16 protein-coding genes are annotated in these 23,817 nt (G+C 71.9%); 10 read left to right on the forward strand and 6 right to left on the reverse strand.

What is annotated here, in order from left to right:
- Complete coding sequence (locus ASE25_RS05960; RefSeq protein WP_056823547.1) at positions 1–3,474, reverse strand: GH36-type glycosyl hydrolase domain-containing protein; 3,474 nt, start codon at positions 3,472–3,474, stop codon at positions 1–3.
- 93 nt (positions 3,475–3,567) lie between these two features.
- On the opposite strand from ASE25_RS05960, the gene ASE25_RS05965 reads away from it, so the two are divergent.
- From ASE25_RS05965 to ASE25_RS05980, 4 genes are all read left to right on the forward strand, one after another.
- A complete protein-coding gene (locus ASE25_RS05965) occupies positions 3,568–4,044 on the forward strand; it encodes a hypothetical protein (protein ID WP_156415695.1) in 477 nt (158 codons plus the stop codon).
- Between the two features lie 151 nt (positions 4,045–4,195).
- The gene (locus tag ASE25_RS05970) at positions 4,196–5,521 is read left to right on the forward strand and encodes an ABC transporter substrate-binding protein (RefSeq protein ID WP_056823550.1); all 1,326 of its coding nucleotides are present in this window, start codon (positions 4,196–4,198) and stop codon (positions 5,519–5,521) included.
- Positions 5,522–5,799: 278 nt separating this feature from the next.
- A complete protein-coding gene (locus tag ASE25_RS05975; RefSeq protein WP_082622706.1) occupies positions 5,800–6,525 on the forward strand; it encodes a carbohydrate ABC transporter permease in 726 nt (241 codons plus the stop codon).
- Positions 6,525–7,376, forward strand: coding sequence for a carbohydrate ABC transporter permease (locus ASE25_RS05980; protein ID WP_056823558.1), 852 nt, complete (start codon positions 6,525–6,527; stop codon positions 7,374–7,376). The genes ASE25_RS05975 and ASE25_RS05980 overlap by 1 nt, the downstream gene beginning before the upstream one ends.
- An 88-nt stretch (positions 7,377–7,464) precedes the next feature.
- Here ASE25_RS05980 and ASE25_RS05985 read toward each other — a convergent pair whose 3' ends face one another.
- From ASE25_RS05985 to ASE25_RS05995, 3 genes are all read right to left on the reverse strand, one after another.
- Positions 7,465–7,797, reverse strand: coding sequence for a cupin domain-containing protein (locus tag ASE25_RS05985; RefSeq protein ID WP_056780721.1), 333 nt, complete (start codon positions 7,795–7,797; stop codon positions 7,465–7,467).
- Between the two features lie 83 nt (positions 7,798–7,880).
- Entirely contained in the window at positions 7,881–8,282 is a 402-nt protein-coding gene (locus tag ASE25_RS05990) for a hypothetical protein (protein ID WP_056823561.1), read from the reverse strand.
- 33 nt (positions 8,283–8,315) lie between these two features.
- Positions 8,316–9,437: a carbohydrate kinase family protein gene (locus tag ASE25_RS05995; RefSeq protein ID WP_056780726.1), complete on the reverse strand. Its 1,122-nt coding sequence runs from the start codon at positions 9,435–9,437 to the stop codon at positions 8,316–8,318.
- 142 nt (positions 9,438–9,579) lie between these two features.
- Here ASE25_RS05995 and ASE25_RS06000 point away from each other — a divergent pair, with 142 nt between their 5' ends.
- Genes ASE25_RS06000 through ASE25_RS06010 form a run of 3 tightly spaced genes read left to right on the forward strand, consistent with a single transcriptional unit; the run spans position 9,580 to position 13,438 of the window.
- Entirely contained in the window at positions 9,580–10,935 is a 1,356-nt protein-coding gene (locus ASE25_RS06000; RefSeq protein WP_056823564.1) for a 6-phospho-beta-glucosidase, read from the forward strand.
- Between the two features lie 41 nt (positions 10,936–10,976).
- Positions 10,977–11,735, forward strand: a complete 759-nt coding sequence (locus tag ASE25_RS06005; RefSeq protein ID WP_056823971.1) for a LamB/YcsF family protein — start codon at positions 10,977–10,979, stop codon at positions 11,733–11,735.
- Positions 11,736–11,737: 2 nt separating this feature from the next.
- The gene (locus tag ASE25_RS06010) at positions 11,738–13,438 is read left to right on the forward strand and encodes a carboxyltransferase domain-containing protein (protein WP_056823567.1); all 1,701 of its coding nucleotides are present in this window, start codon (positions 11,738–11,740) and stop codon (positions 13,436–13,438) included.
- Between the two features lie 4 nt (positions 13,439–13,442).
- On the opposite strand, the gene ASE25_RS06015 is transcribed toward ASE25_RS06010, so the two are convergent.
- Positions 13,443–14,591, reverse strand: a complete 1,149-nt coding sequence (locus ASE25_RS06015; RefSeq protein ID WP_056823569.1) for a sensor histidine kinase KdpD — start codon at positions 14,589–14,591, stop codon at positions 13,443–13,445.
- Positions 14,591–15,262, reverse strand: coding sequence for a response regulator transcription factor (locus tag ASE25_RS06020; protein WP_162260590.1), 672 nt, complete (start codon positions 15,260–15,262; stop codon positions 14,591–14,593). Before ASE25_RS06020 ends, ASE25_RS06015 begins: the two co-directional genes overlap by 1 nt.
- Positions 15,263–15,578: 316 nt before the next feature.
- Between ASE25_RS06020 and ASE25_RS06025 the strand changes: the two genes are divergently transcribed.
- From ASE25_RS06025 to ASE25_RS06035, 3 genes are all read left to right on the forward strand, one after another.
- Positions 15,579–21,041 carry an IPT/TIG domain-containing protein gene (locus ASE25_RS06025; RefSeq protein ID WP_157623332.1) on the forward strand — a complete coding sequence of 1,821 codons (5,463 nt, stop codon included), beginning with the start codon at positions 15,579–15,581 and terminating at the stop codon, positions 21,039–21,041.
- Positions 21,042–21,158: 117 nt separating this feature from the next.
- Positions 21,159–22,451: a multicopper oxidase domain-containing protein gene (locus ASE25_RS06030; RefSeq protein ID WP_056823579.1), complete on the forward strand. Its 1,293-nt coding sequence runs from the start codon at positions 21,159–21,161 to the stop codon at positions 22,449–22,451.
- Between the two features lie 20 nt (positions 22,452–22,471).
- Positions 22,472–23,812, forward strand: coding sequence for a multicopper oxidase domain-containing protein (locus ASE25_RS06035; RefSeq protein ID WP_056823582.1), 1,341 nt, complete (start codon positions 22,472–22,474; stop codon positions 23,810–23,812).
- Positions 23,813–23,817 lie beyond the last annotated feature (5 nt).

Here is a 23,817-nt window from a genome sequence, read left to right on the forward strand (position 1 = left end):
TCAGTGGGTCTCCACGAGGATCTCGCTGGTCGGGGCCGTGGCGTCGGTGGCCTCGGCAGTCCGGGCAGTCTGGGCCGTCTGGAGCCCGAGCAGGTCCGCGGTCCGGACGGCCGCACCCGCCCGCCGGTAGGGGTTGGTCAGCGGTCGCAGGCTCAGCTCACGCCCGTTCACGGTGACGCGGCGGACGCCGTGCCCCTCGGGCCCCACGACGTAGCGGACCGTGAGGTCGGTGCCGGCCAGCGGCAGGCGCGCGGTCAGCTCGGAGGCGCCGGCGCCGGCGCCGGCGTCACCGCTCGGCGGCAGCACCGGGTCGATCTCGACGTCGTCGCCGCGCTGGCGGATGCCGAGGAGCACCTCGGTGACGAGCCGGAGCACGAGGCCGGGGCCGGAGGAGTAGACGCGCCACCCTCCCTCGAGCGGCACGTCGCCGGCCATGAGCGCGGCATACCGCTCCGACGCGTCGTAGCGGTCGGTGAAGGCGCCGTCGGACGAGGAGTAGTAGCACGTCGTCTGGCGCGGGCGGGCTTGTGGCACGAGCGAGTCCAAGCCCACCGGGCTCGCCTTGGCGAGAGCTGTGAGCAGGGCTGCGCCGTCACCGACCCGGGCCAGCGCCTCGGCGTAGCGCAGGTGGGCGTGCATGTACATGAGCCCGATCTCGCGGCCCCAGAAGGTGCTCGCCTCGGCCCGCTGGAAGACGCTCATCGGCCCACCGACGTAGCTGACCGGCCGGTCGAAGAGCCGCGCCCCGTCGGGTCCGAGGAGGTGCTCCTCGATGAGGTCGAGGTGGTGGCGCGCCTGCTCGGGCGTCAGCAGGTCGGCACCGATCGCGTGGATCCACGGCAGCACGCCGTAGTGCAGCCCGGTGCGCTCGTCGCTCGGGTGGACGAGCGGCTCGAAGTGCCCGTCCTCGTGCTGCAGCAGGTAACCGGGCAGCACGGGGTCGGCCGCGAGCTGGTCGAGCAGGGCGTCGTGGGTGCGCTCGGCGAGCTCGTCCGCGTCGGCGGCCAGGGCCGAGGCGCCGTCGGGCGCGCCGACCGCGTGCAGCCCCTCGGCGAGGGTGCGCAGCGACTGCGTCTGGAGCACGGCCGTCCACGTGGACACGAGATGGGCCGCGAGGTGCGGGTCGGCCGGCTGGAGCGAGTCGTTCCAGTCGCCGTGGCCGTATGCCGGCAGCGGGCTCCCGGGGACCGTGCACTCCGCGATCCGCGCGACCGCACGACGCAGGTGCTCGGCCACGCTGGCCGTCTCGCCGAGCGCGTCGTCGCCGACGAAGGCGACCGCCTCGTCGAGCAGGCTCGCGTCACCGGTCGTGCGCAGGTAGTCACCGGCCGCGAGGACGGGCCAGAAGACGACGTCGCCGTGCGAGTCCTGCTGGCCCGTCTCGGCCAGCGGCGGGAGGAACTCGAAGGCCTGCGGCCAGTCGCCGCGGGCGTTCTGGGCGCGGAAGACGCGCAGCAGCACGTCGCGGACGGCGTCCTGTCGCCCGAGCGCCGTGAGCAGCCCGACCGGACCCTGGCAGACGTCGCGGGTGCCCCACGCGCCGCCCGAGAACTGCTCGAGCCCGCGCGGCGAGAGGTAATGGACGAAGGCGTTGTGCGTGAACCACGGCAGGGCCGCCGAGAGGTTCGCGGCCTGGGAGCCGGCGTCACCGAGCGACGACCCGTCGAGGGTCACGGCGTGGCCGGCCTTGTCCCAGAACGCTGCTCCGAGGCGCTCGCCCGTGGGGACGACCTCGCCGGCCGCAGCATCGCCGGCGCCAGGGGCAGAGCGGACGACGACCTCGAGCTGCTCGCTCGCGTCGAAGAGCACGGTGAGCCAGCCCGGTCCGCGGCCGACGCCGTCGGCCTGGAGCCGGGCGTCGCCGACCTCCGGGTCGCCGGGCCCGGTCCACGAGACGCGCCACGGCCGTGGGTCGTTCGCCGTCGTGACGTCGAGGTGGTCGTCGGCCGTCGCCACCGACGGGGCGTCGGACAGGTCGTCGGCGACCTGCAGCGCGAGCAGCACCCGTCGCGGAGCTGCGCCGTGCTGCCCGACCGAGAGCGTCAGGGCGTGCTCGTCGGCAGGCGCGCTCGAGGTCACGGTGAGCACGGGACCCGACGCGGCGGCATACCACCACGTGCAGTGGTCGAGGCCGGTGAACCACGCGCTCGGGGTCTCGAGGAGGCTCCACGTGCCGTCGGCGTCCTCGACGAAGAGGCGCATGCCGTGGGCCCGCTGGAGGCCGAGGTAGGTGCGACGGCCCGTCACGACCGGGTCGCGGCCGACGTGGCCGCGGGTGATCTGCGAGTGGAAGGTGCCGGCCATCCACACCGTCGACGCGAGCGAGCGCGAGTCGGGCGTGAAGGTGTCACCGGTGCGGAGCAGGTGGCCGTGCGGGCGCAGGACCGCGAGCTCCTTGGCGGGGGTGACGAGCTGCCCGCCGCGGACGGTCCACGCGAGCTCGGTGCCGTCGTCGGCCGTCTCGACGTCGGTGCGGTGCTCGAGCAGGCCGGCGTCGGCGAGCTCGGCGCGGTCGAGTGCCCGTGACGCGAAGGCCGGGCTGGACGACCACAGCGTCGCCGGCGTCGCGGCGTCGTCTGCACCGTCGAGAGCCTGGCCGTGGGCGCCGTCGCCCGCCGGCGCCCACGGGGTCGGTGTGGCCGCGATCGCGACGTCGGCCCAACGGGCGTCGGCGTCGGACGTGGCCTCGGGGTGGTCCTCGAGGGCGATGCCCCAGAAGCCGGTGCGGTGGGTGTCGGCGGGTGCGATCTCGACCGGGGCGTCCTGCAGGGCGATGAGCGAGTGCTCGTGCTGGAGGCGCGCGCTCGGCAGGTCGACGGCCTCGAGCCCGGCCCAGTCGACACCGGGGCCGGTGCGGCGGACGAGCTGGAGGGCATCGGTCGCCCAGCCGGTGCCCGTGCCGGTCGTCCCGACCATGAGCCACGGGACGCGCTCACCGGGCATGTTCTGGCGAACGGCGACCGCGGTGCCGTGGCCGTCCGTCGCGACGGGGGTGAGGTCGAGGTACTGGCTGACGTAGTACTCGTTGATCCGGACGTTGCCGAGGGGCGCCAGGGCGGGGTCGTGCGTCAGCACCGCGTCGGCGGTGACGGGCTCGCCCGTCGCGTTCGTGAGCTCGAGGTCCCAGTGCCACGTCGGCGTCTCGGGTGACCCGTCGCCGAGCGTGAGGACGAGGCGGTAGTCGAGGCCTTCGTGGCGGCCGGTGACGACGACGGCGCCGTCGACCGAGGTGACGACCGAGCCGCTGCCGGGGCCCAGCAGGGCCCGACGACGGATGCCGTCCGGCCCGTGCACGCGCAGGTGGACGTTCGTCAGACCCGCCTCTGCGACGGTCGCGGGGTGCAGCAGCAGGCTGGTGCCGAAGGCCTCGAGACGGCGCAGGGCACCGTGGGCGAGGACCTCGGCGGACAGCCCGGAGCTGCCCACCAGGGTGAGGACCGTGGGGGCGGTCAGGACGGCGTTGTCGTCGAGCACGGTTCCTGTCTACCAGCGGTGGACTCCGCGACCTCACGGGCGGGGCGGTCGTACGCTGGAGGTGCCCCGAGCGCGTGAGAGGCGGTGGCGGTCGTGTCGCAGTGGCGTGAGCAGTGGTCGGAGCAGGAGTGGTTCACGCTCCGGCTCGCCCCCGTGTGGGTGCTGAGCGCCCTGGCCGGCCGCATCCGCTTCGACGACGACGAGCGCGGCGCCTTCTGGGACGCCGTGACCGACGCGGCCCTGCGCAGCGAGGGTCCCGGGCGCGAGCTGCTCGGCACCGCTGCAGCCGAGCGCCTCTGGCTCTTCGACGAGTTCGAGCTCGACGGCCGACCGGTCGTCTCGGGCCTGCTCTCCGTGAGCCGGCTGCTCGAACGCATGGACACCGACACGCGGACCGACGTCCGGTCGAGCATCCTGCGCGTCGGTGCGGGCGTGGCCCTGGCCCGCGGCCACTTCGGCCGCCGTATGACGCTCGAGGACGAGCAGACCCTGCTCCTCGTCGAGCAGCTGCTCCAGACGGCCCCGGAGACCCTGAGCGACAACCCGCTCAACTCTCCGGCCACCATCTGAGCCGCGCTGACCTCCGGGGGTGGGCCATCCGGCATACGCGGAGGTAACGGGCATACGATCGCCGGGTGGGCGAGGTCGAGCAGACTGGCCGAGCGCCCGCCGTCGTGAACGGTGCCCGCACACCCGGGCAGGAAGGACGCAGGGGAACCCTATGTCTGACAAGCAGATCGGTCGCGAGATCGGCCAGGCCCTCGGGGCCCACCTCACCCGGCGCTCGCTCTTCGCGCTCGGCGGTGCCGCTGCGGTCACGGGTGCGCTCGCCGCGTGCGGCAGCAACACGGGACGCGAGCCGGCAGCCACCGGTGGCGCGACCGGAGGCGGCAGCGGGACCACGCTCAACCAGTGGTACCACCAGTACGGCGAGGCCGGCACGCAGCAGGCCGTCGAGAAGTACGCCGCCGCCTACAAGGACGCCACGGTCAAGGTCAGCTGGAAGCCCGGCGACTACGACCAGTCCACCGCGGCCTCGCTGCTCACCGACGCCGGGCCCGACGTCTTCGAGTACGGCAACGGCCCGACCATCGACATGATCAAGGGCGGCCAGGTCGTCGACCTCACCGACCTCATCGGCGACACGAAGTCCGACTTCAACCCGAGCATCCTCGAGCGGATGACCTACGACGGCAAGACGTATGCCATCCCGCAGGTCGTCGACATGCAGCTGCTCGTCTACCGCAAGTCGATGCTCGACAAGGCCGGCATCACGCCGCCCCAGACCATCGACGAGCTCATCGACGCGGCGAAGAAGCTGACGCAGGGCAACGTCAAGGGCCTCTTCCTCGGCAACGACGGTGGTGCCGGCCTCATGGGTGGCCCGATGCTGTGGTCGGCCGGGCTCGACTACCTCACCAAGGACAACCAGTTCGGCTTCGACGACCCGCGAGCGGCGACCGCACTCGGCAAGCTCCGCGAGATGTGGGACGCCAAGGTGCTGCTCCTCGGGGCGCCGAAGGACTGGTTCGACCCGTCCGCGCTCACCGCTGGGCTCACGGCCATGCAGTTCACCGGCCTGTGGACCTTTCCCGACCTCAAGAAGGGCCTCGGCGACGACTTCGGCGTCATGGCGTGGCCCGCGCTCGACGACCAGGGCAAGGCGTCGGTCCCCGTCGGCGCCTACGGCTCGTGCGTCAGCGCCAAGAGCAAGGACGTCGAGGCCGCCAAGAAGTTCGCCAAGTGGCTGTGGATCGACCAGACCGCCTACCAGCTCGACTTCGCGACGGCCTACGGCTTCCACATCCCCTCGCGCACGAGCCTCATCGGCCAGGCCTCGACGCTCACGAGCGGGCAGGCGGCCGAGGCGGCCAAGCTCGCCACCGACGTCGGCCACGCGCAGAGCCCGATCCTGTGGACGCCCAAGTGCGCCACGGCCTTCGGTGACGCGATGAACCGCATCGTCAAGGAGGGCGCCGACCCGGCCGGCGAGATCGCCAAGGTCAAGACCGTGGCCGACGCCGAGCTGAAGCGGGTCCTCGCCTGACAGCGCAGGCCGACCCGGCGGCATACGACAGCGCCGCGCAGCGGAAGGCAGCCGACCGGGCGACGCCGCCCCCCACCGCGGGGAGGCCGTCGCTCGGTCGTCGCCTGCGCGGGCGCCAGGACCGCAACCTGTGGTTCTGGGTCTTCGTCGGGCCGTTCGTCATCGGGCTGATCGTCTTCGTCTACGTCCCGATCGCCTGGTCGATATACCTGTCGTTCTTCGAGTCCTACAACACCGTCACGCCCACGAAATTCGTCGGCGTCGGCAACTACCTCGACATGCTGCGCGACCCGGCCTTCCGCAGCAGCCTCGTCACCTTCCTCGCCTTCGCCGTCTTCATCGTGCCGACGACCTTCGTCATCTCCCTCGGGGCGGCGCTGCTCGTCGCGCGCACCCGGGTCATGCAGTCGTTCTTCCGGACGGTCTTCTTCCTGCCGACCGCGTGCTCCTACGTCGTCGCCGCGCTCGTCTGGAAGATGTCGATCTTCAGCGGCATCCGCTCGGGCCTGGCCAACGCGGTGCTCGGCTGGTTCGGCGCCGACTCGATCCCGTGGCTCAGCCTCGCCGACCCGCCGTGGTACTGGCTCGTCATCGTCACGGCGCGGCTCTGGCTGCAGGTCGGCTTCTACATGATCCTCTTCCTCGCCGGCATCCAGCGGATCAGCCCGACGCTCTACGAGGCGGCCGCGATCGACGGCGCCGAGGGGTGGAAGGTCTTCCGGCACATCACCCTGCCGCAGCTGCGCGCGACGTCGACGGCGGTGCTGCTGCTCCTGCTCATCAACGCGTTCCAGGCGTTCGACGAGTTCTACAACATCCTGTCGACGTTCGGCACCTACCCGCCCTACGCGCGGCCGCCGCTCGTCTACCTCTACTACACGGCGCTCGGCTCGGGCCAGGACTTCGGCCACGGGTCGGCGGGGGCCGTCATCCTCACTCTCATCATCGCGATCGTCGCCGTGGTGCAGGGCCGCATCCTCCGACTCGGCGACAGGGGCGACTGATGGCGATCGTCCGGAGCAAGCGGCAGACCCGGATCACGGGGTGGGCCCGCTACAGCGCCCTCGTCGCGGCGGCGCTGCTCTTCCTCGTCCCCTTCTACCTGCTCGTGCGCAGCGCGTTCATGCGCGAGCAGGACCTCGGGTCGCCCGACTTCCACTGGCTGCCGCCGGTCTGGGAGACCTCCAACCTCACCGGGCTCTTCGACAACCCGGCGATCCCGATGGCCCGCAGCCTGCTCAACTCGGGCCTCATCGCGGTGACCCAGACGATCGGGGTGCTCGTCGTCTCGGGTCTCGCCGGCTACGGTCTCGCGCGCATCCCCTACCGCTGGTCCAACGCCGTCTTCTACACGATCACCGCCACGCTGCTCATCCCGGCGGCCGTGACGTTCGTGCCGAGCTTCGTCCTCGTGTCGACACTCGGCTGGATCTCGACGCTGCGCGGCCTCATCATCCCCGGGCTCTTCCAGGCGCTCGCGACGTTCCTCTTCCGGCAGTTCTTCCTCGGCTTCCCCAAGGAGATCGAGGAGGCCGCCTTCATCGACGGGCTCGGCTACTGGGGCACCTTCTGGAAGATCGTCGTCCCCAACTCGTTCGGCTTCGTCGCGGCCATCGGCACCATCACCTTCATCGGCTCGTGGAACGCCTTCCTCTGGCCGCTCGTCATCGGCCGCGACCAGGAGTCGTGGACGGTGCAGATCGCGCTGTCCACCTTCCTCACGGCGCAGTCGGTGCAGGTGAGCCAGCTGTTCATGGCCGCGCTCGTCGCGATCGTGCCGCTGCTGCTGATGTTCCTCTTCCTCCAGCGCTGGATCGTCGAGGGCGTCGAGCGCACCGGCATCGGCGGCGACTGACTGCGGTGGATCGCCGGCGTGTGCTGCCGGTGATCCACCGCGCACGGCCGCCTGACGGCCACCCACGGCGTGGGCCGTGCAGCCCGGGTCAGGGCAGCTTGGCGACGGTGAGGAGCACGGCAGAGTCCTCGAGTGCCTCGAGCGAGTGGCGCGCCTGCGGGACGACGAGCAGGTCACCCGGCGCGCCCTCCCAGGCCGCGTCGGCGGTGCTGATGCGCACCCGTCCGCGCAACACCTGCACCGTCGCCTCGCCGGGGTTCTCGTGCTCGGTCATCGACCGACCTGCCGCCAGCGCGACGACGGTCTGGCGCAGCACGTGCTCGTGGCCGCCGTAGACCGTGTCGGCGCCGCGACCGCTCGAGGTCGTCCTGGCGTGCTCGAGCAGCTCCCGGGCGAGGGCGGTCAACGACGACTTCTCCATCCACTCACCATGGCACCCCGGGGCCCGGTCGTCGATGGTGCCGTCGCCCCTGATGGCGTATGCCGGGTGGCGCGGTCTCCGGGTCAGCGAAGGCGCCGCAGGTGGTCGGGTGCCGGCATCCGGCGCACCTCCACGCTCCAGAAGCGGACGACGAGCGGGTAGGCCGGCACGAGCGTGACCCGGTGCTCGAAGCCGCCGTCGGGGGTGGGCACGACCTCGGACCGCTCGACCTCGGCGGCGGCCGCGACGGCACGGTCGAGGTCGCGGCGGTTGGTGTGGAGCACGACGGCGCCGACGTAGGTGATGCTGGCGAGCTCGTGGCCCCGGCCGGTGTCACCAGCGAGCAGGGTCCACGTGAAGGAGTCGCCGGCGATCGACCAGTGCTGCACCTGCGCCGCACGCAGGTCGAGGGCCGCGAGGTCGCCGACGTCAACGGGCAGCTCCGCGGGGAGCTCCGCGGGGAACTCGGCGGGCAGTTCGGTCACGTCACCATCGTGCCGCGTGGCAGCGGACGACGGTCAGTCGAGGTCCTGCACATCGGCCCGCTTGGCGATCGTCGCGGTCGCGCGACGGCACGCCGTGACCGGCACCCGCGGCACGATCTCGTCGAGGAAGCCGAACCGGCGCCGGAGCGAGCGGTGGTAGGCGTCGCCGCTCGTGTCGGAGACGAGGGCCGTCCACCAGTCGGCGAGGTCGCCCCAGCCGGGTGCCGCGAGGGAGCCGCCGTACTGCTGGAGCGCGAGGCCCGCGCAGAGGCTCGCGAAGGTCATCCGCTGCTCGAGCGGCCACTCCGCGAGCGTGCCGACGAGCAGGGCGGCCCCGAAGACGTCGCCGGCGCCGGTCGGGTCGACCTCCTGCACCCGCAGCGACGGGACCTGGGACTCCTCGCCCGTGCGGGCGTCGATGCCGAGCGCCCCGTTGGCGCCGTCGGTGACGATGGCGACGGGCACGCGGTCGGCGAGGGCGTAGACGGCCTCGACGGGCGACCGGGTGCCCGTGTAGGCCATCGCCTCGACGGCGTTGGGCATGAAGACGTCACAGCGCTCGAGCCGGTCGAGCACGTGCGGCGACCACTCCTCCTTGGGGTCCCAGCCGACGTCGGCGAAGACGAGCGCTCCGTCGTCGCGCGCCCGGTCGACCCAGGTCCGGCCGCTCGCGCCGAAGGCCTCGTCCTCGCCGAGGTCGACCATGACCGCGCGAGACCGCGGGGGCGTCCCGATGAGCTCGGCGGCGGCGACGGGGGACGGGTGACCGTGCGAGACCATGCTGCGGTCGCGGTCGACCGACATCGAGACGGTGACGGGGCTGTGCCAGTCGGCGAAGCGGCGGCTCCGGGCGAGGTCGATGCCCTCCTGCTCCTCGAGGGTGCGCCAGCAGAAGTCGCCGTAGTCGTCGTCGCTGAAGGCGGCCGCGAGACCCGTGCGCAGGCCGAGGCGACGGGTGGCGACGGCGAGGTTGGCGATGCCGCCGGGGCACGAGGCGAGCCCCTCGGCCCACACCTCGGTGCCCGGCTTCGGCGCGCTCGGCAGCCCCGCGAAGATCATGTCGAGGAAGACGGTGCCCCAGACGAACACGTCGAGAGCCGGCTCGTCGGCGGTGCGACGAGACGCGAGCGGGTCGAACGTGTGGTGGGGCGGCACGCCCCCATGATCCCGCACTGCCGTCCGCGACTCGCCGGGTTTTCCCACGGTCGTATGCCGTGTCGGCGCAGATCGTCCCGATGTCGCCCACGTCGAGTGGCCCCGTCGTCACACCTTGGTACGGTCCGAGGGTGGTGCTGCCATGAAGCTGGTCATCCTCGGCGGGGGCGGGTTCCGCGTGCCGCTCGTCCACGGCGCGCTGCTGCGCGACACCGCGGACCGGCGCGTCACCGAGGTCGTCCTGCACGACACGGACGGCGCGCGGCTCGACGTCATGCGACGGGTGCTCGGCGCCCAGGCCGCCCGGGGCGCGGCGACCGCGCCGCCGACGGTCACGGCGACGACCGACCTCGACACGGCGCTCGCGGGTGCCGACTTCGTCTTCTCCGCGATGCGGGTCGGAGGTCTCGAGGGCCGCACCGCCGACGAGCGGATCGCGCTCGACCTCGGCCTCCTCGGACAGGAGACGACCGGCCCCGGGGGTGTCGGCTACGGCCTGCGCACCGTGCCGGTGGCGCTCGACGTCGCCGAACGCGTACGCCGTCTGGCGCCCGACGCGTGGGTCATCAACTTCACCAACCCGGCCGGGCTCGTGACCCAGGCGATGCAGTCGGTGCTCGGTGCGCGGGTCGTGGGCATCTGCGACTCCCCGTTGGGCCTCGCCAAGCGCGCGGCCGGGGCCCTCGGCCACGATCTCGACGACCTCGAGATCGACTACGCCGGGCTCAACCACCTCGGCTGGCTCGCCGGGCTGCGCCACGACGGCCGCGACCTGCTCCCCGACCTCCTCGCGGACGACGTCGCGCTCGGAGCCATCGAGGAGGGCCAGCTCTTCGGCACCGAGTGGCTGAGGACGCTCGGTGCCCTGCCGAACGAGTACCTCTTCTACTACTACTTCACCCGTGACGCGATCGCCCAGATCATCGGGGCGCCGCAGACGCGCGGGGAGTACCTCGTCGGTCAGCAGGCCGACTTCTACGCCGGGGTGACCGACGAGCCCGAGCAGGCTTGGCAGCGTTGGGACTCCGTGCGACGCGACCGCAACGCGACCTACATGCAGGAGACCCGCGAGAGCGACGACGGGCACACGCAAGAGCGGGCCGAGGCCGACGTCGAGGGAGGCGGCTACGAGGGCGTGGCGCTCGCGCTCATGGCCGCGATCGCGCGCGACGAGCCGGCGCGCCTCATCCTCAACGTCCGCAACGGCGGCGCCGTCGTGGGGCTCCCGGACGACGCCGTCGTCGAGGTGCCGTGCCGGGTCGACGCGGCCGGGCCGGTCCCCGGCACCGTGAGCCCGCTCCCCGGCCACGCGCTGGGGCTCGTGCAGCAGGTCAAGGCCGTCGACGAGCTCGTCATCCGGGCCGCCGTCGAGCAGTCCAGATCCCTTGCGGTGCAAGCCTTTGCGCTCCACCCGCTCGTCGACTCGGTCACCGTCGCGCGCGAGCTGCTCACGGCATACTCGATGCGTCTACCCGAGCACTACGCAGGCCTGCGGTGAACGCCGCGGCGGAGCCGTCCGGCGTGCGGGAGGATCGGGTCGTGCGCCTCGACCTCAACGCCGACGTCGGGGAGTCCTACGGCGCTTGGACGCTCGGCGACGACGCCGCCGTGCTCGACGTCGTGACGAGCGCCAACGTCGCGTGCGGCTTCCACGCCGGCGACCCGCTCACCCTCCGCACGACCTGCCGGTATGCCGCCGAGCGGGGTGTCGTCGTCGGCGCGCAGGTGGCCTACCGCGACCTCGTCGGCTTCGGGCGCCGCTTCATGGACGTCCCTCCGGACGAGCTGACCGCCGACATCATCTACCAGCTGGGCGCCCTCTCCGCGATCGCCCAGGTCGAGGGCACCGACGTCGCCTACGTGAAGCCGCACGGTGCCCTCTACAACGCGGTCGTCCACCACGAGGCGCAGGCCCGGGCGCTCGTCGACGCCGTCGTGGCGGTCGACACGTCGCTGCCCGTCCTCGGCCTGCCCGGCAGCCTCGTGCTCGAGCTCGCGACGGACGCGGGGCTGCGCGCCGTGACCGAGGCGTTCGCCGACCGCGGGTACACCCCCGACGGGCGCCTCGTCCCGCGGACCGAGCCCGGAGCCTTGCTCCACGACCCGGGGGAGGTGGCCGTCCGCGTCGTCCGGCTCGCGCAGGAGGGCCTCGTGACCGCCGTCGACGGCACCGATGTCGAGATGCGGGCCGAGTCGGTGTGCATCCACGGCGACACCCCCGGCGCGGTGGCGATGGCGCGGGCCGTGCGCGCTGCGCTCGAGCAGTCCGGCGTCGAGATCCGCCCCTTCGCAGGCTGAGCGTGGAGGCCCGGCTGCTGCCGATGGGCGGCGCAGCCCTGCTCGTCGAGGTGGCCGACACCGATGCCGCGCTCGCCCTGCGTGCCCACCTGGCACCGATGGTCGAGCGTGCCGCAGGTGTCTGGGAGGCCGTCGACCACCTCGTGGCCGGGGCGCGCACCGTCCTCGTCGTGCTCCGGGACCCCGGGCGGCGGTCGGACGTCGGCCTGGCGTGCCTCGACGAGGCGACCCGCCTGACCGTGGCGGTCGCCCCGCCGACCGACGCGGCTGAGGTCGTGGTCGAGGTGCCGGTGCGCTACGGCGGGCCCGACCTCGACGAGGTCGCCCACCTCACCGGACTGACCCGCGACGAGGTCGTCCGCGCCCACACGGGCACGACGTGGCGGGTCGGGTTCGGGGGCTTCGCGCCCGGCTTCGCCTATCTCGTCGACGGCGACCCGCGCCTGCACGTGCCGCGTCGCGGCGAGCCACGCACACGTGTCCCAGCCGGATCCGTCGCTCTCGCAGGCGATTTCAGTGGCATCTACCCCCAGGACTCCCCCGGCGGGTGGCAGCTCATCGGCACGACCGACGCCGTGCTGTGGGACGTCGACCGCGACCCGCCCGCGCTGCTCGCGCCGGGCACGTCGGTCCGTTTCGTCGACGCCGACCAGACCTCCTCGAGTGGCCCCGTGACCCCGGCCGTCCCACCCGTCACGGGGAGGGGTGGGACGACGGGGCCACTCGACTCCGGGGGGTCTCGGATGGGTGGGGCTCAGGGGACGACGGGGCCATTCGACTCTGGGGGGTCTCGGGTGGGTGGGGACATCGGGCGGCGGGGGCTCGAGGTGCTGGCCACCGGGCCGCTCACCCTCGTCGAGGACCTCGGCCGCCCGGGTCTCGCCGACGCGGGGGTGGGCCGTTCCGGGGCGGCCGACCCGACGGCATACCTCCTCGGTCTGCGGCTCGTCGGGCACCTGCTCGCCCCCCACGAGGCGAGCGGGCCGGCGCCCGCGTCCCTCGAGGTCACCCTCGGCGGGCTCTCGGTGCGCGCCCATGGTGACCTGCTCGTCGCGCTCACCGGCGCGCCCTGCCCCGCTGACGTCGACGGACGGCCGGTCCCGCACGGCGCCCCCGTCGCGCTGGTCGACGGGGCCGTGCTCACCCTCGGGGTGCCCGCTGCCGGCCTGCGCACGTGGCTCGCGGTGCGTGGCGGCGTCACGGTCGCGCCGGTGCTGGGCTCACGCGCGACCGACACCCTGGCGCGCGTGGGTCCGCCGCTGCCTGGCGCCGGTGACCTGCTCCCGATCGGGCCGCCACCAGCCACGTTCCCCGTCGTCGAGGTGGCACCGCAACCGAGCCTCACCGACGGCGAGGCGGTGCTCGACGTCGTGCCCGGCCCCCGTGCCGGCTGGTGCGACCTCACCGGCGTCGACGAGACCTCCTGGGCGGTCTCCTCGCGCAGCAACCGCGTAGGAATCCGCCTGGAGGGCAACGCGATCCAGCGATTGCCCGCGTATGCCGACCGCGAGCTCCCGAGCGAGGGGATGGTCCCCGGGGCGGTGCAGGTGCCACCCGGTGGCGAGCCCGTCGTCTTCCTCGCCGACCATCCGGTGACCGGCGGCTACCCCGTCGTCGCCGTGCTCACCTCACGAGCCATCGCGCTCGCCGCGCAGCTGCGCCCCGGCCAGCGGGTGCGGCTGCGGTGGTCGCGCGGGGACTGAACCCTCAGGCGCTGCGTGCCCCGGTCCCGGTGTCCGGCTCGCGCCGCACTGCGGAGCGCCAGAACGACACCTGGTCGGCGGCCTCCGGGGCGATGACCGTTGTCGGGCGCGCGACGGGCAGGGCGGGCACCGCGGGACGCACCGGGAGGATCATCGCGACGTCCGCACCGCCCCACGCGGAGACCCCGAGCTGGACCCACCCGCCGCGTCGCGTCGCGACGTCGCGCACGAGGGACAGGCCGAGCCCGGTCTGGGAGAGGTCGTCGCGCACGCCGTCGAGCACGCTGCTCGGGAGGTCCTGACCGGCGGCCGAGCGCAGCATGTCGGTGGTGAAGCCGCGGCCGGAGTCGGCGACCCCGATAGCGATGGCGCCGCGCATCGGGCGGGCGTAGAGGAGGACGGTGTCGTCGTCGTGCGCGGTGTAGCGCAAGGCGTTCTCGATGAGGGTGTCGAGGCAGGCCCGCAGCCGCTCGCTCGAGCACTGGAGCGTGAGCGCCGACGACTCGACCTTCCAGCTTCGCTGGGCGACGGCCGACCACCGCTCGGCCGTCTGGTGGAGCACCGAGTCGAGCTCGACCTCGGTGACCTCGAGGTCGGAGCCGACGCGCATGCTCCGCACGAGCCGCTCGCACACGCGGGTGAGCCGCGCCAGCTCCTCGTCGACGACCTGGAGGTCGGCGTGGTCCTCCCCGGGTGGCGTGCGGTCCATGAGCATCTCGAGGTAGCCGCGGGAGATCATGAGTGGCGACCGCATCTCGTGTGATGTGCGCAGCGTGAGCAGCTCACGCATCGTCGAGTCGGCGCGCTCCCGGGCCGCGTTGACCGTGAGATCTGAGAGCGCCTGCTGACGACGGCGCACGTGCCAGATCATGAGCGCCATGAGCAACAGCATGAGCGGGATCTCGGTGGTCTCCTGCCACTCGAGGACGTCGGTCATGACGCGGTAGACGAGGATCGCGCCGGTCACGAAGGTGAAGACGCCGAGGCCGACCCACGTGGACCGCGGGCTCCACTGCTCGAGGCCGAAGCAGAGCGCGAAGGCCGCCCAGGCGATGTGGTACGGCACGGTCTCGCTGCCCGGCAGCGCGATCATCGCGGCCGAGCAGAGCGCCGCGATGACACTCCAGACGAGGACCATCCGGTGCCGTCCCATCAGGCGTCCTCGTAGAGCCCGTACCCGACGCCGCGCAGCGTCTCGACCGGGATGTCCTGGCCGAGCTTGGCGCGGAGCCTGCCGACGCACACCTCGACGACGTTGCTGCCCGGGTCGAAGTCGAGGTGCCAGACGTCGTGGAGCAGCTCCTCCTTGTGGCACACCTGGCCGGCGCGCCGCATGAGGTGTGCGAGCAGGCTCAGCTCGCGCTCGGTGAGGGCGGCGCTGCGCGCCCTGAACGTCGCCCGGCGGCGCCCGACGTCGAGGCGTATGCCGGCCACCTCGAGGAAGCCGTCGTCAGCGGGAGCGCGCGCCGCCCCGACGTTGCGTCGGACGCGAGCCATGAGCTCGGTCAGGCTGAACGGCTTGGACACGACGTCGACGGCCCCGCGGTCGAGCGCCTCCACCCGGGCTCCCACGTCGGTGACGCCCGACAGCACGATCACCGGCGTCGTCTGCTTGCGCTCCCTGATCGCGTTGAGCACGGCCATGCCGTTGAGCCCGGGCATCACGAGGTCGAGCACGACGAGATCGACGTCCCTCGACGCGAGCCGGTCTATCGCGGCGTTGGCCGAGGCAGCGGTCACCACCGAGTGTCCTTGGGACGACAACGACTTCGCCAGCAACGTGCGTACGCGTTCCTCGTCGTCGACCACCATGACAGTTGCCATGAAAGTCCCCCCTCCCCGATCTGTCGCCAAGTATGGATCCGAGCGTGTGACGGCGGAGTGGGAAAGGTCACAGAGCTGGGAAATCCGTGGTCGAGACCCGCATCTATCAGCGCAAATCGGGCGCCAACATGACAGGAACATGACGGCGGGCTGGCAACGGCATGACAGGTCCCTGAGCCGAGACCAACCCCGTCGATGACAGTTGCCTGAGCCGTCGACCCATCTCCGCAGAGCGCCATGACGGCGCGTGCGACGTTCTCGGGACGACGGGCTCGCACCGAGCCCTGCAGAGCATCACGTGGGGGTTGCCGTGGACATGCCAAGGCTGCGTAGGCGTTGCGTCCCGATCATCGCCGGACTGACCGCACTCGCCATCGCGGGGGTGGCCCAGGTCGGTGGACCGCTGGCTGCAGCGGCAGCCGCGCCGAGACCGGCGGCCGCGCCCGCGGCGCCCGCCGCGGCACCGGCCGCGGCACCGGCGGTGACCACTCCGACGGGTGGACCCTGCCCGACGACGACTGCCGCGGGGAAGGGCTGCATCACCCTGACCGTCGCGAGCGCACGCTCCGTGGGCGCCGGGCCCGGCTTCATCCACAAGGGCGACCACGTCACGGCATACCAGTGGATGGTCAACGAGGACAGCACCGGCGACCCGGGCACGGCTGACGCCCCGCTCCTCGACCGGTGCCTGCCGTCGCGGGCGCCCGGCGGCAGCACGAAGCCGGCCACCCCCCAGGCGGGCGACCCGACCGAGCCCTATGCCGACAGCTGCCCGTGGCCGTCGGTGCGGCCCACGTCCGGATTCTCCAAGATCGTCGCGCAAGGCTCCGAGGCCGACCTCGACTCCGCGAAGGTCCTCGAGGGTCTGGCCCCCGGCAAGTACCTCATCTCCGTCACGGCCGACGGCTACAAGATCGACGGCGCGCACTTCACCGTCAAGGCGGGGCTCAAGGGCCTCGTGGACGTCGCGATGCAGCCGCTGCCCCTGCCGCTCGCCACGATCAAGATCCAGGTCTTCAACGACAACGTCCCCGCGGACGGCACCTACGAGGCCGACGCCGAGCGGGGTCTGTCCGGCTTCACCGGCAACCTCTCCGACGTCCTCGGGCCGGTGAGCACCGACTACTACGGCAACGCCCTGTGCACCGTCTACCGGCACGATGCCGCCGGACGGATGACGTTCGGCACCGACGGCAAGCCGGTCGTCGACACGACCCGCTCCACCGGCAAGTGCACGAGCGACGCCTCGGGCGTCATCACGATCCCCAACCTCGGCCCGAACCGTTACGGCGCCACCGTCTCCCCGCCCGCCGGCCAGTCGGGCTGGGTCCAGACGACGACCCTCGAGGGCGGGCACGACCACGACATCTGGGTGCAGGAGGGCGACACCGGCCTCGACACCGAGTTCATCAAGGGCGCCGAGCCCGTGCCGGCGACGCAGTTCGGCTTCGTCCGCGTCAAGGCCATGCCCACGTCCACCGCGACCGGCGAGGTCAAGGGCGTCGCCGTCGCCGGCCTGCCCTACGTCGGTGGGCAGAACGGCCAGGTCGTCCCCGAGACCGGCTGGGCCGGGTCGAAGTACGCCGGCCCGATCGCGTCGCCGTGGGTGGCGCTCTCGGACCTCACCGGTGGGGACGCGGCCGTCTACGTCGGGCGGGGCGCGGCCAACGGCTCCTTCGACATCAAGAACGTCCCGGACGGCACCTACCAGCTGACGATCTGGGATGACGCGCAGGACTACATCCTCTGGAGCTTCAACGTCGAGGTGTCCGGCGGCGACCTCGTCGACGTCGGCAACAAGATGCTCGTCGGCTGGTTCACGCACGTGCGCGGCACCGTCTTCGTCGACGACAACGGCAACGGCAAGCGCGACCCGGGCGAGGCTCCGGTCCCCGGCTTCACGCTGACCGTCCGCGAGCGCGACAACTCGCTCATGGACCAGTACACGAACCTCGTCAACACCGGCGACGACGGTGTCTACGACATCAAGGAGGGCTACCCGCTCAGCAAGTGGCTCGTCCTCGAGGCGTTCAACACCCGCTACCGGACCACCGGCGTGACCTACCAGGCGGACAACGAGGACTCCCCGACGACCATCCTCGGCGGGCTCGTCGACATCGACTTCCTGCCCGTCATCGGCCTCTCGGGACGCATCGACTGGGGCGTCGAGCCGTACGCGACGAACGAGAACGGCGGCATCGCCGCCACCGTGTCCTACGACGTGACGCGCAACGAGCTCGACCCCGCCGACGCCGTGAGCGAGGACTACCAGCCGGGCATCCCCGACGTGAACGTGCACGTCTACGCCTCCGTGCCCTGCACGGCCACGACGGCCGAGGAGAAGGCGAACGCGTGCCGCCAGGGCAAGGCGATCGTGCCGCTGTCGGTGCCCAACCCGGCCCACGAGACCGACCCCACGGCCCCGGCGACCATCGCGAACGCCGATCCCGAGCGCGGCGCGCTCGTCAAGGGCGCCGAGGTGCAGGACCAGTACCCGAGCGAGGAGTGGGCCCCGCCGCGGGGCTGCACCGCTCGCCAGTGGGACGGCACCGAGCTGACCGACCAGCTCGCCCTGCCCGAGTCCGGGCCCGAGGCGAACAACCTCTGCGTCGAGGCGCCGATGATGGGAGTGCAGGTCGGCCCGTCCGACAGCACGCCCGGGGCAGCCGGCCAGACGGTCAACGGCAACTACGGCTTCGGAGACCTCCCCGCGGGTGACTACATCACCTCGGTCGAGATCCCGACCGACCCGGTCGACGGCAAGCCGATGTACCAGGTCACCCGTGAGGAGGACGTCAACGTCTTCGACGGAGACAGCTACCTCTCCCAGGAGAACTTCCCGCCGACCGTGGCCGAGGCGGCCTCCGACGGCCCCGGCACCGGCAACGACCCGCTGCCCCCGACCCAGCCCCCGTCGCAGGGAGCCGGCATCATCTCGGGCTGCGCGGGCGCGCTCCACACCGTGCGCGTCACGAACCCGGCCTTCCTCGACGGCGGCGGCAGCCCCTTCGAGGGCCAGGACCGGCCCCTGTGCGACTCCAAGCTCATCACCGTCCGCAGCGGCCAGACCGTCGCCCCGAACTTCAACCTCTACACGCCCGTCCCGATCCCCACGCACTTCTGGGGCCTGACGATCAACGACCTCGGCCTGTCCCTCGACAAGCGGAGCGCCAACTACGGCGAGGCCCAGGGCCTGCCCAACGTCCCCGTCGGCCTCTACGACTGGAGCGGACGCCTCGTCGACACGACGCACACCGACTTCAACGGCTTCTACGAGGCCCTCGAGCCCTCGACCGGGACGTACAACTGCCCGGTCCCGGCCGGTCCCTGCCCGAACATGTACCGCTTCACGGGCAACGACCCCGGAGGACCGGGTGACCCGAACCCGGACTACAACCCGGCCTACCGGACGATCAGCACGAACTTCCAGGGCTGGCCCGGTCTCTACACCGTGACCGACACGGCGCCCACCCAGGCCGCCGCGACGGTGCTCGCCCCCGGGACCACCGCGTCGAACCCGGCGCGTTGCAACCTCGGCACGACGGACCCGCAGCTGCTCGCCGTGAGCCGGCCGTATGTGCGTCCCTCGTCGGCGGCCGCCGACCGCACCGTGACCATCACGGGCACCGGCTTCGGGGCGACCCGCGGCACCGGCACCGTGACGCTGACGAACAGCGCCGGCACGAACGTCCCCGTGACAGTCGGGCCGTGGTCCGACACGAGCATCACGTTCACGGTGCCCACGCTGTTGACCACGACAGCGGGCGCCCTCAAGGTGACCGTCACCAACGGGTCGAAGCGCTCGACGTACAACGGCCTGACGGTCTGGAACCTCGGCACCCAGACGAGTACCAGTGGCACGACCGCCACCAACCCGCGCGTCGTCGAGGTGGGGCCGGGCAAGGCGTACGGCAACGTCCAGGCCGCGCTCGAGGCGGCCACGCCGTCCTCGACGAGGCGGCACTGGCTCGTCGTCGTGTGGCCGGGCGCCGCGACCGCGCTCAACCCGCGCGGTGAGTACAACGAGAACCTCCTCGTCCACCACCGTGTCGCCATCCAGGGCGTCGGTCCCGGCGGCTTCACGACCAACGCTGACGGCTCCCAGCGGTGGGTGCCCGGCTCGATCATCGACGGGTCCGGCTTCAGCCCTGACCTGCCCGGCGGCACGGCGTGGATCACCCGGCTCGGGACGCTGACCTACAGCGGCGAGCTCGACGTGCCCGACGCCGCGACGATCACCGTGCTCGACGACCCGGCGCGCGCCAACGTGGGCGACACGGCATACCCCGTCGCCATCGACGGGCTGCAGGTCACCGGCGGCGCCCAGTCCGACTTCCCCGGCAACGTCAACGTGCTGACCGGCGGCGTCACGACGCCGTACGGTGCGGCCGGCGCGCTCGTCACCCAGGGCGGCGGCATCTACCTGCACAACAACAACCGCAGCGTCCGCATCACCGACAACGTCATCGTCGGCAACAGCGGCAGCTACGGCGGCGGCATCCGCGTCGGCACGCCCTACACCGGCGACAACCGCAACTACGACACCCTCATCGCCGACAACCAGGTGCTCAACAACGGCGGGACCAACCTCGCCGGCGGCATCGGCCTCTTCACCGGCAGCGATGGCTACAAGGTCCTGCACAACGCCATCTGCGGCAACTTCTCCGCGGAGTACGGCGGCGCGATGACGGCCTTCGGCTACATGTCGAACACGGGTGGCAACAACGGCGGCACCATCACCGGCAACACCATCTGGTTCAACAGCTCCTACGACGAGGGTGGCGCCGTGATGCTCGCCGGCGAGCTGCCGTCGAGCCCCACCGGCCTCAGCCCCGGTACGGGCGAGGCGACGATCGACGCCAACGTCATCGACGCCAACCTCGCGAGCGACGACGGCGGCGGCATCCGACTGCTCCAGGTGGCCGGAACGCACGTCACCAAGGCCGACCCGCAGACGATCACCATCACGAACAACACCGTCACCAACAACGTGTCGGCCCACGAGGGCGGCGGCATCGCCCTCGACGACGCGCCGTTCGTCAACTTCGTCGACAACACCGTCGCGGGCAACATGACGACGGCGACCGCGGTCACCTCGGACGGTCTCCCGGCCCCGGCAGGCCTCGCGACCGGGCCGAACAGCGACCCGCTCATGGCCAGGCTCAACAGCGGCGGCGCAGGTGCCTTCGCGATCGTCAAGGTCACCGGGCAGTCGACGTTCAGCAAGCCGGTGCTCCTCGACAACGTCTTCAACGACAACCGCGCCGGCACCTACGTCGGCGGCTACGTCTACGGCATCGGTGGCACCCTGCCCGACGGTGCGACCAACTCGGTCGACCCCTGGGACATGGCGGTCGTCGGCGGCCCGGGCACGCTCCACCCGGTGGGCGGTGTCATCCAGACGACGACGGGCACCGACGGCGGAGTGGGCGTCACCGTCAGTGACACCCCCGGCTTCAAGGACCCGACGCCCGAGCTGACGGTCACCGTCCTCGCCGCACGCACCTTCCCGGCCTTCCGCGAGGCGGCCATCGTCACGGCCCTGTTGCCCCCTCGCCTGCGGGCGGACTACCACCTCTCGGGGACGGCAGCCACGGCATACGCCAAGGGCCGCGGGAAGACCTCGGTCGTCTACGGAAGCCAGACGTTCCTGGGCATCACCGCCCAGTGGACCGCGACCGTCACCGCGGCAGCGCGCGACATCGACAACCAGGCGAGGCCGACCGGATCCGGGACTGCCGCACGGTACGACTCCGGCTCCGACCAGTACTACCCGTAACCCCCAGTCCGGCCCCCGGGGCACCCCAGTCACTCCCACTGGATCCCCCGGGCCCCGGGGGCCAACCCACTCACCACCCGTCCGGCCCAGGAGCCGGACCGACCTCAGGAGCACCTCATGACCGACGAATCACGCTCAGACGCCGCACGGCGCACGGCGGGCTCAGGTCTCGGCCGGCGAGCCGTCATGCTGGGTGGGGCGGGCGCCGTGGGCAGCGTCTTCCTCGGCACGCGCCTCAGCTTCGGACAGCAGGCCGCCCGCCCGACCGTCGTGCAGGCCGCCGCAACGGGCCCCGCCAAGTCGGTGCACCTGGCCGGCACCGACGGCTGGGTCAGCATGCCGGCCGGCTCGCCCGACGACCTGCCCTTCTTCCCGGACTCGCTCGCGCCGTCGCCCTTCGACACGTACGTCTTCGGCTTCCGTGACGTCACGGGGATGTCGGCGACGCAGGTGGCGGCCACGCGCGGCAAGGCGCAGATCTCGGCGCCGATGCTCGCCTTCGACGAGCTGGACGAGGTGACGATCACGCTGTCCAACCTCGGACTCGTCATGCGGCCCGACCTCTTCGACGGCCACACGCTGCACTGGCACGGCTTCGTCAACGCCATCCCGCTCTTCGACGGCGTGCCGGAGCTCTCGCTCGCCGTGCCGATCGGGCGCGACCTGTCCTACTTCTACCGCCCCCGCGACGCCGGCACGTACATGTACCACTGCCACTTCGAGGACGTCGAGCACGTGCAGATGGGCATGACCGGCATGGTCTTCGTGCGGCCGAAGCAGAACAGGGCGCCGGTGGCCGGCCACCCGATGGGCACCAAGTACGCGTACAACGACGGCGACGGCAGCACGCGCTACGACCGCGAGTTCGCTTTCATGATCACCGAGCTGTGGTCGGCCGCCCACTACCGCGACGCCCACATCCAGGTCAGCGACTGGACCGACTACGCCCCGAGCTTCTGGCTGCTCAACGGCCGCGGCTACCCCGACACCATCGCGCCAGGGGGCAACCCGACGTCGACGGCGGCGGGTCGGCTGCAGTACCAGCCGATCAGCTCGCTCATCACCTGCAACGTCAACGAGACGGTGCTGCTGCGGATGTCGAACCTCGGCTACCAGAACCACGCCCTGACGCTCGACAACGTCGACATGCAGATCATCGCCAAGGACGCGACCCTGCTCCGCGGTCGCGACGGCTACACGAACTACCTCGAGACCAACACCGTCGACGTGGGGCCCGGCGAGAGCCGGGACGTGCTCGTCACGCCCCACCAGCCCGGCGAGTACCTGCTCTACGACCGCAACTACGCCTATCTGGGCAACGGCGGGGGACCCGGCTGGGGCGGCATGATGACCGTCCTCCGCGTCGGCGCGCCCGGCACCTACGGGCTCCAGACCCAGCCCAACACCTGACGAGCCGACGGAGGACGATCATGCGACTCAACCGATCACGACGCCACCCGGGTGACGCGGCGAGTGCCGCGCGCACCCGACGGCGCACGGGCATCCTCGCGGCCGTCGGCGCCCTCGTCGCCGCGGTGGCCGTCGGCTCGACCGCCGGTGCCCAGGCTGCGACGTCCGAGGGGCTGCTCTGCCAGACCGACCCGCAGCAGACCTTCTCGCTCACCGCGCGGACGGGCTACGTCTCGACGCCGGACGGCAACTCGATCTACATGTGGGGCTACGGGATGAGCTCCGGACAGTTCCAGCTGCCCGGGCCGGTCCTCTGCGTCACGTCCGGCCAGCCGGTCACCGTCATCCTGCACAACGACCTGCCGGAGGCGACCTCGATCCTCTTCCCGGGCCAGAAGGCGGTCAAGGCGAACGGCAACCCGGCCCAGCCCCAGCTCGACACGGGCGGCTCCCTCACCTCGATGGTCCAGCCGGCCGGTGCCTCGGGCGGCTCCGTGACGTACACCTTCACGGCGGGCTCGCCCGGGACGTACCTCTACTCGAGCGGCACCGACGTGACGAAGCAGCAGCAGATGGGCCTCTACGGAGCGCTCGTCGTGCGCCCCGCCGGGGCGGCCGGGCAGGTCAACGCCCGCGCCGACTCGGCCTTCAACCCACAGCACGAGTACGTCTTCCTCCTCTCGGAGATCGACCCCGAGGTGCACCTGGCCGTCGAGCGCTCTCAGCCCGTCGACTGGGGCGCCTACAACGCGCGCTACTACCTCATCAACGGCCGCAGCATGCCCGACACCCTGGCGCCCAACAACGCCTCGTGGCTGCCGAGCCAGCCCTACGGCGCCCTCGTGCACATCAAGCCGTACGACCCGACCAGCAACCCGCTCCCGGCGGTCATCCGCTACCTCAACGCGGGACGGGGCAACTACCCCTTCCACCCGCACGGGAGTGACGAACGCGTCGTCAACAAGGACGGTCATGCCCTCCAGGGCACGAGCGCCACTGCGCCACAGGATCTTTCGTACCTCAAGTACGACATCGACGTCATGCCCGGGCAGACCGTCGACGCGCTGATGGACTGGCGCGACGTCGAGCAGTGGAACGCGACGACGAACCCGATCCCGACGCAGCTTCCCGTCATCACCGACCAGCTCCTCGTGGGCGCCGACACGTGGTTCAGCGAGAGCCCCTACCTCGGCACGAAGGGCACCTTCCCGTCGAACATCACCGTGAACAACGAGTGCGGCGAGTACTACCACGTGGCCCACAGCCACGCGCTCCAGCAGGCGACCAACTACGGCGCAGCCTTCGGCGGCATGATGACGGTCTTCCGCATCGACCCGCCCGCCGGCTGCCCGACGAGCTGAGGACG

The sequence above is a fragment of the Terrabacter sp. Root85 genome (assembly GCF_001429185.1).
GTDB lineage: Bacteria > Actinomycetota > Actinomycetes > Actinomycetales > Dermatophilaceae > Terrabacter.